Here is a 10,357-nt window from a genome sequence, read left to right as displayed (position 1 = left end):
TATATTAATACATTGTTCACTATCATCACCAAATTATAATTCGTTTAGTCTGTCTTAATATAACCAAATTATTAAAACATAAATTAATGAGTAAAAAATCGTAGTATTATATCATAACCATCACCTCAACGCGATAGACAATACAATAGAAAAATATCATAAGTAATTTATATAAATAATTCATTCATCATACAATTCGATTAACTACCACTTTACCGTTCAAGTAGCTTTAGGATAGCATTCAGCTTTATATTCAGATAACAGTTCTAAAGTATCCTTAGCTCATTCTTTATGAATATTTGTACATCATGTTTGATACACCCCAAACATCCTAACGGCATGCACAACTAAGCGGTAGAATCCTTTTAAGCTCTCTATACAAAAAACTAAACTTCGCTATACTCCTGACCTATAGTTTTTCGCCCAATAACGAATAAGAGTTCAAGATATGCAAGAGTTAGTTCCATTTGTTCAAGAGAATATGATTTTAGCCATCGTATGGATCGGCTTGGTTGTTGCCATCATTGCGAACGTTATCAAGACATCAAACGCAGCTTATAAAGAGATCACGGCAGCGCAAACCACACACATGATTAACCGCGAAAACGGTGTTGTGGTTGATATTCGTACTAAGGATGAGTTCAAGAAAGGCCATATTACTGACGCAGTTCACATTTTACCGTCAGATATCAAAGCAAATAACTTTGGTAGCCTTGAAAGTCACAAAGCAGACCCAATCATCGTAGTATGCAAGACGGGTCAAACCGCTCAAGAAAGCGCGAACTTGCTGGTTAAAGCAGGTTTCGAAAACGTAAGCGTGCTGAAAAGCGGCTTAGTGGCTTGGAGCGAAGCTAACCTTCCTTTGGTTAAAGGTAAGAAATAAGCTGACCGAGTAAAACGATATTACTTTAGGGCTTTGTTCGACTGATATGATGAACAGAGCCTAATTATAAATTTTTAAGGACAAGAAAATGGCTGAAGCAGCACAACAAGACGCACAACAGAACTTCGCAATCCAACGTATTTTCCTAAAAGACGTCTCTTTCGAAGCGCCAAACTCTCCAGATATGTTTCAAAAAGAGTGGAACCCAGATGTAAAACTGGACCTAGACACTCAAAGCCGTGAGCTTGGCGAAGGTGTTTACGAAGTTATCCTACGTCTAACTGTTACTGTTAAGAATGCAGAAGACACAGCGTTCCTTTGTGAAGTTCAACAAGGCGGTATTTTCTCTGCAAGCGAAATGGAAGCTGGTCAACTGGCACATTGCCTAGGTGCATTCTGCCCGAACATCCTGTTCCCATACGCGCGTGAAACAATTTCTAGCCTAGTGGTTAAAGGTACGTTCCCACAACTGAACCTAGCTCCAGTAAACTTTGATGCTTTGTTCATGAACTACCTACAAAACCAAGCTCAACAAGCTGAAGGCGAACAAGCTTAAGTCTCAATGTAGTCTTAACGCTTAGCGAATAAATGACCAATAAATAACTAATAAACGAACGGCCAACAAACGGCTATTTCTATTAGAAGATTGCCTTTTATTCGATAGCTAGTTTTTGTGAAATAATTAGTTTTAAATGCACATCGCAGCTTCTGCGATGTGCATTTTTTATTTACACTGTACTTTGGTAGAGCGCTTTTTCTTCTTAGTAAAGGGTTTCTCCAAAACTCTTCGATTTCCCTCATTATTTTTAGGTGGAAGCATGACAGACACAACTCGCCCGACTAACACGGCAGACGCTTACGGTAAAGACAGCGCTTACGGCAAAGATATCGCCATGACAGTGGTAGGCGCCGGTTCTTACGGAACCTCTTTAGCGATATCTCTAGCGCGTAACGGTGCCAATGTTGTTCTTTGGGGACACGACCCTGTTCATATGGCTCGTCTTGAATCTGAGCGAGCTAATAATGAGTTTCTACCAAATATAAAATTCCCAGAAAGCCTAATCGTCGAATCCGATCTTGAGAAAGCAGTAACAGCAAGTCGTGACCTTCTCGTTGTTGTGCCTAGCCACGTGTTTGGTATTGTTCTAAACAGCCTGAAACCTTACTTAGGTACAGATTCTCGCATCTGTTGGGCGACCAAAGGCCTAGAGCCAGAAACAGGCCGCTTACTTAAAGATGTCGCGCACGATGTGCTGGGTGATGGGTACTCGCTAGCGGTTCTATCAGGGCCTACTTTTGCCAAAGAGTTAGCGATGGGCATGCCAACGGCTATCTCTGTCGCTTCACCAGATGAAGTATTCTTAGAAGAGCTGCAAGAGAAGATTCACTGCGGTAAAACATTCCGCGTATACGCAAACTCAGATTTCATCGGCATGCAACTTGGCGGCGCGGTGAAAAATGTTATCGCAATTGGCGCAGGCATGTCGGATGGCATTGGTTTTGGTGCCAATGCTCGTACTGCACTGATCACGCGTGGTTTAGCTGAAATGAGTCGCTTAGGCGCTGCACTGGGTGCACAACCCGAAACCTTTATGGGTATGGCAGGGCTGGGCGATCTAGTACTAACCTGTACTGATAACCAATCACGTAACCGTCGTTTTGGATTGGCTTTAGGTTCAGGTAAAGACGTCGATACTGCACAAGAAGAGATCGGCCAAGTGGTCGAAGGCTATCGCAACACTAAAGAAGTTTGGTTACTATCCGAACGTATGGGTGTTGAGATGCCAATTGTTGAACAAATCTATCAAGTGCTGTATCAAGGGAAAGATGCCCACTTAGCGGCACAAGATCTGCTTGCTCGAGACAAGAAGTCAGAGCGATAACATCGCTTATTAAGTCGTGGAATGAAATAGATAAAATGGATGGAAAAATGAAACACTGTGAACAGCAAAAGGTTTGGCAATGCATTGTGAAGGAAGCTCGACAGCAGTCAGAGCAAGAACCTATGCTTGCGAGTTTTTACCATGCCACCATTATCAACCACGAAAGCTTAGGCGCTGCATTAAGTTATATCCTAGCCAACAAGCTAAAGACGGCTTCAATGCCCGCAATGGCGGTGCGTGAGGTGGTTGAACAAGCATTTAAGCAAGATCAATCGATTATTGATGCGGCTGCTTGTGATATCTGCGCGACGGTAAATCGAGATCCTGCGGTCGAGATGTACTCGATGCCTCTGCTTTATCTGAAAGGCTACCACGCTTTGCAAGGTTACCGAGTGGCTAACTGGCTATGGAAGCAAGGGCGTATTGCGCTTGCTACTTACCTACAGAACCAAATTTCGGTTGCTTGCCAAGTGGATATTCACCCAGCCGCTCGTATCGGTAAAGCGATCATGCTCGACCACGCCACCGGTATCGTGATTGGTGAAACAGCCGTAGTTGAAAATGATGTATCGATCCTTCAAGACGTGACTTTAGGTGGTACGGGTAAAGAAGGTGGCGATCGTCACCCTAAAATCCGAGAAGGTGTAATGATCGGTGCCGGCGCTAAAATACTTGGCAATATTGAAGTGGGTGAAGGCGCGAAAATTGGTTCTTGCTCTGTGGTTCTTCAAGCCGTTCCGCCTCATACGACTGTCGCTGGTGTTCCTGCAAAAATTGTTGGAAAACCGAAAACTGACAAGCCGTCTTTGGATATGGATCAGGGGTTTAACGGTCGTTCTCAGAACTTCATCCATGGTGATGGGATTTAAGAGCAGATTCGGGATCCGACAAATAACCGATAGCCGAGATGCGAAAAGACTCGCAGCAGATGCTGATTATTAATAAGAGCAAAATGACGATAATGATGAAACCCGTTCAATCAATGAGCACTGTTCTTTTGATATCTGCCAGCCTTGGTGTTGCTCTTTTGTCTTCATCATCATTTGCTGCATCTCAAGGTGAACTGAAAGGCGTATCAAGCGAAATCTCTCGTCAACAGAAAGCGCTCTCTTCCCAGCAAAAGAAACTCGATAGCCTACAGGCAAACCTCAAGAAGCAGGAGCTGTCCATCGCTTCACTTGAAAAAGCGATTCTAGACAGTAAAAAGCAGCTCAATACTGCTAATGCTAATATTGCTAACTTAGACACAAAGATTAAAGCGCTCACTGCACAGAAAAAAGTCCAGACAGACAAGTTAGAGCTGCTCATTCAGACTTACTACATGACGAGTCGAGCTAAGGCTTCTTCTCACATTCTCAACACCGGTGTAGAAGAAGATCGCATCAGTCATTATTACCAGCACCTTGCCAAAGCTCGCTCCGCAACCATTAAAACGATTGAACAGACGCAACTTGAATTAGAAGAAAGCCACAAACAGCGTCAACTCGAGCAAGAACAAATCGCAACATTGTTAAAACAGCAAACCACTAAGCGTGACAAGTTGTCTCAGACTCAAACACAACGTAAGAAAACCGTTGGCAGTATTAAGAAGAATATTTCTGGCGACAAAAATTACTTGGCTGAACTTCAGCGAAATGAAACTCGCCTGAAAGCTGAAATAGCAAAAGCAGAAAAAGCGGCTCGAGAACGACGTAATGCAGTACCGATGGATGGCCTAGCAAAACGTAAAGGTAAGCTACCTTGGCCGATCAAAGATAAAGTTCTACATAACTACGGTTCACGTCAAACGGGGCAAATTAACTGGAAAGGCATGGTGATCAACGCCAAATACGGTCAGCAGGTTAAATCCGTTTACTCAGGTACGGTGGTATTTGCCGAGTATCTGCGAGGCTATGGTTTAGTGGTTCTTCTCGATCATGGTAAAGGTGATATGACGCTCTATGGCTTTAACCAAGCACTACTGAAGAAAGAAGGTGACAAGGTTAAAGCGGGTGAAGCCATCGCGCTTGCAGGTGACACTGGCGGCCAAACACGCCCATCATTGTACTTTGAAATTCGTAGAAACAGCCAAGCTCAGAATCCAAAGAGCTGGTTGGTTCGATAAAGAGCAGATACGGGATGCGAGTCGCCAAGAAAAAAGCAGATTCCGTATCACGCTCGTACCTCGCTGTACGGAATGACGACTTAAGTTAAGTAGCCCCCCAAACAACGAAGAGCCACGCGTCATTCCAGAATTGAGGAACGAAATATCTGGAATCTCATAGATTTACTTAGCTATTAAAACTACTTTGAGTTCAACGCCCTTACACCATCTTCCAATAATGTCAGCTGCTCAAAACCTTGAGCTGTCGCAATCGGTTTAACCGTCGCGATCATCTGCAGCATTCCTTGATGAACCACTTGCTCGGTAATTTGAGCTTTTGGAGACATCGCAGATTGATACGCCAACCAACCTGATGCAATCAAGTGAAGAGACGTCACCATCGACTTCATTTCTGCATCTGTTGCCTTGAGCAAGTTCAACTCAACGAAGGCTCGCATGATACCCACAAGGTTGGTTTGCAGCTTTTCTTGTACAGCCATGTAATCAAGGTGGAGCTTTTCATCACGAGACAGTATTTCAGGTAGGTTCGCATAGAAGAATCGGTACTTCCACATCAGCGTGAAGATAGAATCTAGGTAGCGTTTGAGTAGCGTGAGGCTTTCTTGTTGCCCTTGAATCGGTGTGAACCTTTCAAGCAACTCTGTCGAATAGAGAGTAAAGATATCACGGACAATTTCTTGTTTGTTGCGGAAGTGGTAGTAGAGATTACCAGGGCTAATTTCGATATGCTCAGCAATATGATTGGTCGTAATACTGCGCTCGCCGTGCTCATTAAAAAGCTCTAGAGCAGCATAAACAATCTTGTCACGTGTTTTCATTGGTAATAAGTGTCCCTATCCGTTTAGAGGTTCAGTATATCGCCACTAAACGGATAGATCGAGCTGTTAACATCTGGTCGAATTAGCAAACGCTAAAATTCACCTTCAACCGCCACACCTTTGATCAATCACAGCTGTCATTAATCGCTCGTGTCATTAATCTTAATCACTCGTACAATCAATCGCTACTGTAATCAATCGCTGCCAAACAGGTCTCGAGTGTACACCTTATCTGCTACGTCTGCGATTTCTTCTACCATTCTGTTAGATACAATCACATCCGATACGGTTTTAAACTCTTCAAGGTCAGAATAAACTTTAGAGTTAAAGAAATGCTCTTCTTCCAATACCGGCTCATACACGACGACTTCGATGCCTTTGGCTTTTAAACGCTTCATGATCCCTTGGATGGAAGAAGCACGGAAATTGTCAGAGCCTGCCTTCATGATCAAACGATAAATGCCGACAATTTTAGGCGAGCGCTTAATAATTGAATCCGCAATGAAGTCTTTTCGGGTACGGTTTGCATCAACAATCGCACCCACAATGTTGTTTGGTACATCTTGATAGTTTGCTAATAGTTGCTTGGTGTCTTTTGGTAAGCAGTAACCACCGTAACCAAATGAAGGGTTGTTGTAATGATTGCCGATACGAGGGTCTAAGCCAACACCTTCTATGATCTGACGAGAATCCAAGCCATGCGCTTCCGCGTAAGAATCAAGCTCATTGAAATAAGAAACTCGCATCGCTAGATAAGTATTTGAGAATAACTTTACTGCTTCTGCTTCCGTTGAGTGAGTAAACAGTACGTCGATGTTTTCTTTTTCCGCACCTTCCACAAGAAGATTCGCAAACACTTTAGCGCGTTCAGAACATTCACCAACGATAATACGTGATGGGTGTAGATTATCGTACAGGGCCTTGCCTTCACGCAAAAACTCCGGTGAGAACATGACGTTTTCGCAGTTCAGCTCTTGCTTAATACGCTCGGTATAGCCAACCGGCACCGTTGATTTAATAACCATCACCGCATCAGGATTGATCTCCATGACGTCTTTGATGACAGATTCTACAGAGCTGGTATCAAAATAATTGTTTTTAGGGTCATAATCGGTAGGTGTAGCAATGATGACAAATTCAGCATTTTTGTAAGCGGCTTTATCCGTTGTTGCCATGAAGTTCAGCGTCTTATTTGATAGAAAGTGCTCAATCTCATTGTCTACAATCGGTGACTGCTTATTGTTTAGCATTGCCACTTTTTCATCGATGATATCTACCGCAATGACTTCATGATGTTGTGCCAAAAGCATAGCGTTTGATAGACCCACATACCCTGTACCGGCTACTGCAATCTTCATGATAATACCTATAGTTTTGAGTAATTAACTCAACATAATTTATAACTTAGCTTGCCGTATCATACTCTGGTTGGGGAATTATTCCACTAGCCCGCTTTATCCATTCCTTGCTATACTCGTGACAGTTTTGTATTCAAAAGAGTTAGAAAATTATGATTATCGTAACTGGTGGTGCTGGCATGATTGGCAGCAATATTGTTAAGGCGCTTAATGAAGCGGGCCACAACGATATTCTAGTCGTCGACAACTTAAAAGATGGTAAGAAATTTAAGAACCTTGTAGACCTAGACATCACGGATTACATGGATCGTGATGACTTCCTAACTCAAGTCATGGCCGGTGATGATTTTGGTCATATTGAAGCTGTTTTCCATGAAGGAGCATGCTCTGCTACCACTGAGTGGGATGGCAAATACATGATGCTCAACAACTATGAATACTCAAAAGAGCTACTTCATTACTGTGTTGAGCGTGAAATTCCTTTCTTGTATGCCTCTTCAGCTGCAACTTACGGTGAGACCGACACTTTCATCGAAGAGCGAGAGTACGAAGGTGCATTGAATGTCTACGGCTATTCAAAACAACAATTTGATAACTACGTTCGTCGCTTAACCGCGGATGCAGCAGCACACAACGAAACGCTTTCGCAAATCGTAGGGTTTCGTTACTTCAATGTTTATGGTCCACGCGAGCAACACAAAGGCAGCATGGCCTCTGTCGCTTTCCACCTAAACAACCAAATGAATGCCGGTGAAAACCCGAAATTGTTCGCAGGTAGCGAAACCTTTAAGCGTGATTTTGTGTATGTGGGTGATGTCGCGGCTGTAAACTTGTGGTTCTTAGAGAATGGGGTATCTGGCCTCTTTAATCTAGGTACTGGCAATGCTGAGTCGTTTGAAGAAGTCGCCAAGGCAGTTATCAAGCACCATGGTAAAGGCGAAATCGAAACGATTCCTTTCCCTGAGCATTTAAAAGGCGCTTACCAGGAATTCACTCAAGCAGACCTAACGAAGCTTCGCGGTACAGGTTGCGATATCGAGTTTAAAGCAGTAGCCGATGGCGTTGCTGAGTACATGAAGGTCGTAAACGCTTAACGGTATATTTCAGATTAGGACCAATAATACACCCTACTTTTAGCGTGTATTATTGGGAATGTCTAACGAATATAATCATTCCCAGAGTGACCGATATTAAGTTAACTCTCTGATTTAAATAATGTAGTGAATGAATGACCACACAACGCAATGATTTTGATCCAAAAGCTTACAACCCTGAGTTTGAATGGGGTTTTCTAGCACCTAAATACTGGGGAACTTGGATTGCTGTTTTGTTATCGTCTTTAGTCTGCTTCTTACCTAACAGCATTCGTTTAGCATTAGCTAAGTTTATGGCTAAGCAAGCTGTAAAAATTAAGAATAAGGCTAACCGCCGGGCTCGAGTTAACCTTGAGATGTGTTTCCCTGAGCAATCTATCGAAGAGCGCGAAGAAACTCTCTATCAGTCATACGTTACTTCCATCTCATTTTTGATGGGATTTGCTTCACTGACACTCAAGAGTAAAACTTGGCTAGAGAATAACACTTCGATAAACGGCCTGAGCAACCTAACCGATATTACAGACAGTGGCGAGAATGTGATCTTGCTGGTGCCACACACATGGGCTATCGATATCCCAGCGGTATTATTAGCTTCACGCAATTTACCTGTATCTGCGATGGCGAAAGCACAAAAAAACAAACTCAGTGACTGGCTAATGCACCGACAGCGCGTGCAATACGGCGGTCGTGTTTATGATCGCAGTGGTGGTATCAAACCTTTCATCAAGTCGGTACGTGATGGGTACCTGGGTTACTATCTCCCTGATGAAGATCTTGGCCGTGAGCACAGTGTCTTCGTTGACTTTTTCGCGACTCAAAAAGCAACTATCTCAGGCCTTGGTCGCCTATCAAAACTAAGTAAAGCTAAAATTGTGCCCTTGTTTGCTCAATACGATAGCAGTACAGGCCAATACGCCCTGGACTTCTACCCTGCTCTACCCTTCCCAACAGGAAGCGAAGAAGAGGACGCTCGTATGATGAACCAATGTATTGAAAATTACGTGAGCAAAAACCCAGAACAATATATGTGGATCTTAAGGCTGCTTAAGACTCGTCCTGATAGTAATATAAACCCGTACAAATAATATGTTTCGACAAATAATGCAATTTATACACTTGCTTCCAATTTATTGGGCCGTTAGCGGCCTTTTTATCATCCATAATGGAGATAAAATCCTGGTAGCTCTAATCATAATATCTTTAATAACCAAGATATTATGTAGCCTAGTAAAAATTGACAATATAAAAATAGAATACAACAATATAATTATATTGATATTGATATCTACGGCTTATGCTTCGTTTAAGTATTATTATAATGGTTATAGTTCTTCTGAGATAAGGGTCCTCATTAGCACACTACTATATTCAACAATATCCTTTCCCAAGTCAATTCGTTACCGTTTTTTAATATATATAACTACTCTAAGCTCTATATACATATCTTACCAAACCATGAACATTATAGAATTTGAGGAGTTAGGGAAGATGAAACTCCCATTAAACCCTATTCCTTACTCTAATTTCATTGGATTATTATCTATCATAACGCTTTACCTCTGCTATATAAGCAGGAGTAAATTACTTTCCTTTCTTTCTACATTCAGCTTTATTTTACTGAGCATGAACGTCATATTGGTTGACACAAGAGGGACGTGGTTAGCTTTAATCGCAACATATATAACAATCATTTCTCTTATCTTTATAAAAAAAAGAAACTGGAAGCTTGCTTGTACAAGCTTGTTGTTATTCACAAGCGTAATTATATTAAGCTACCCTATTATAGAAAGTCGAATTGAACGGTCGGTACAAGAAGTAAAACTCTTAAACTCTGGAAATTTAGACACATCTTGGGGAATAAGAATTCAACTTTGGATAGTAGGCTACAACATCATAAAAGATAATCCGTCTTGGATAGGGTTAGGACAAGATGCACATTTAAAAATGATAAAAGATATGTATAAAGAAGGAACAGTAAGGCGTTCATTAGCTAATTTTGATAATAAAAACTTCCATAACAGCATAGTGGATAGAACTGTAAAATATGGGTTCCTAGGATTGTTTCTTTATATTGGCACTCTTTTAATTCCATTTATTTATGGCATTAAAAATATAAAATCAGATTATTCATATTTATTAATAATCATGCCCATATTTATATTTATAGCAGGATTAAGCTATATACCTCTGTCGCATCCAGGGACATACTTCCTC

General features: G+C 41.9%; 10 protein-coding genes. 8 read left to right on the top strand and 2 right to left on the bottom strand.

Going from position 1 to position 10,357, the window contains the following annotated elements; all coding sequences use genetic code 11:
* Positions 1–448: 448 nt before the first annotated feature.
* The 5 genes from L8S15_RS21520 (at position 449) to L8S15_RS21500 (ending at position 4,870) form a co-directional block, all read left to right on the top strand.
* The gene (locus L8S15_RS21520; protein WP_010433842.1) at positions 449–883 is read left to right on the top strand and encodes a rhodanese-like domain-containing protein; all 435 of its coding nucleotides are present in this window, start codon (positions 449–451) and stop codon (positions 881–883) included.
* 88 nt (positions 884–971) lie between these two features.
* Positions 972–1,439 carry a protein-export chaperone SecB gene (gene secB / locus L8S15_RS21515; protein WP_009847959.1) on the top strand — a complete coding sequence of 156 codons (468 nt, stop codon included), beginning with the start codon at positions 972–974 and terminating at the stop codon, positions 1,437–1,439.
* 262 nt (positions 1,440–1,701) lie between these two features.
* Positions 1,702–2,766 carry an NAD(P)H-dependent glycerol-3-phosphate dehydrogenase gene (gpsA, locus tag L8S15_RS21510; RefSeq protein WP_102358236.1) on the top strand — a complete coding sequence of 355 codons (1,065 nt, stop codon included), beginning with the start codon at positions 1,702–1,704 and terminating at the stop codon, positions 2,764–2,766.
* 47 nt (positions 2,767–2,813) lie between these two features.
* Positions 2,814–3,635 carry a serine O-acetyltransferase gene (gene cysE, locus L8S15_RS21505; RefSeq protein ID WP_009847961.1) on the top strand — a complete coding sequence of 274 codons (822 nt, stop codon included), beginning with the start codon at positions 2,814–2,816 and terminating at the stop codon, positions 3,633–3,635.
* Positions 3,636–3,718: 83 nt separating this feature from the next.
* Positions 3,719–4,870 (top strand): peptidoglycan DD-metalloendopeptidase family protein, encoded by a 1,152-nt coding sequence (locus L8S15_RS21500; protein ID WP_280575120.1) that lies wholly within the window; start codon positions 3,719–3,721, stop codon positions 4,868–4,870.
* 179 nt (positions 4,871–5,049) lie between these two features.
* On the opposite strand, the gene L8S15_RS21495 is transcribed toward L8S15_RS21500, so the two are convergent.
* Both L8S15_RS21495 and L8S15_RS21490 read right to left on the bottom strand, forming a co-directional pair.
* Positions 5,050–5,688: a TetR/AcrR family transcriptional regulator gene (locus L8S15_RS21495; protein ID WP_010433829.1), complete on the bottom strand. Its 639-nt coding sequence runs from the start codon at positions 5,686–5,688 to the stop codon at positions 5,050–5,052.
* 194 nt (positions 5,689–5,882) lie between these two features.
* A complete protein-coding gene (locus tag L8S15_RS21490) occupies positions 5,883–7,046 on the bottom strand; it encodes a nucleotide sugar dehydrogenase (RefSeq protein WP_010433826.1) in 1,164 nt (387 codons plus the stop codon).
* A 152-nt stretch (positions 7,047–7,198) separates the two neighbouring features.
* On the opposite strand from L8S15_RS21490, the gene rfaD reads away from it, so the two are divergent.
* The 3 genes from rfaD to L8S15_RS21475 form a co-directional block, all read left to right on the top strand.
* Entirely contained in the window at positions 7,199–8,140 is a 942-nt protein-coding gene (rfaD, locus tag L8S15_RS21485; RefSeq protein ID WP_280575116.1) for an ADP-glyceromanno-heptose 6-epimerase, read from the top strand.
* 134 nt (positions 8,141–8,274) lie between these two features.
* Positions 8,275–9,228, top strand: a complete 954-nt coding sequence (gene lpxM / locus L8S15_RS21480; protein WP_046209415.1) for a lauroyl-Kdo(2)-lipid IV(A) myristoyltransferase — start codon at positions 8,275–8,277, stop codon at positions 9,226–9,228.
* Positions 9,229–9,631: 403 nt separating this feature from the next.
* Positions 9,632–10,357: O-antigen ligase family protein (locus L8S15_RS21475; RefSeq protein WP_280575113.1), on the top strand; the 726-nt coding region annotated here is incomplete at its 3' end.

The organism is Vibrio sp. S/42/10 (assembly GCF_029890535.1).
Classification (GTDB): domain Bacteria; phylum Pseudomonadota; class Gammaproteobacteria; order Enterobacterales; family Vibrionaceae; genus Vibrio; species Vibrio cyclitrophicus.
This window is presented reverse-complemented; position numbering and strand designations above follow the sequence as displayed.

Excerpts from the sequence above, each read along its gene's own strand:
- L8S15_RS21520 (WP_010433842.1), top strand. The coding sequence starts at position 449 with ATGCAAGAGTTAGTTCCATTTGTTCAAGAGAATATGATTTTAGCCATC.
- secB (WP_009847959.1), top strand. The coding sequence starts at position 972 with ATGGCTGAAGCAGCACAACAAGACGCACAACAGAACTTCGCAATCCAA.
- gpsA (WP_102358236.1), top strand. The coding sequence starts at position 1,702 with ATGACAGACACAACTCGCCCGACTAACACGGCAGACGCTTACGGTAAA.
- cysE (WP_009847961.1), top strand. The coding sequence starts at position 2,814 with ATGAAACACTGTGAACAGCAAAAGGTTTGGCAATGCATTGTGAAGGAA.
- L8S15_RS21500 (WP_280575120.1), top strand. The coding sequence starts at position 3,719 with ATGACGATAATGATGAAACCCGTTCAATCAATGAGCACTGTTCTTTTG.
- L8S15_RS21495 (WP_010433829.1), bottom strand. The coding sequence starts at position 5,688 with ATGAAAACACGTGACAAGATTGTTTATGCTGCTCTAGAGCTTTTTAAT.
- L8S15_RS21490 (WP_010433826.1), bottom strand. The coding sequence starts at position 7,046 with ATGAAGATTGCAGTAGCCGGTACAGGGTATGTGGGTCTATCAAACGCT.
- rfaD (WP_280575116.1), top strand. The coding sequence starts at position 7,199 with ATGATTATCGTAACTGGTGGTGCTGGCATGATTGGCAGCAATATTGTT.
- lpxM (WP_046209415.1), top strand. The coding sequence starts at position 8,275 with ATGACCACACAACGCAATGATTTTGATCCAAAAGCTTACAACCCTGAG.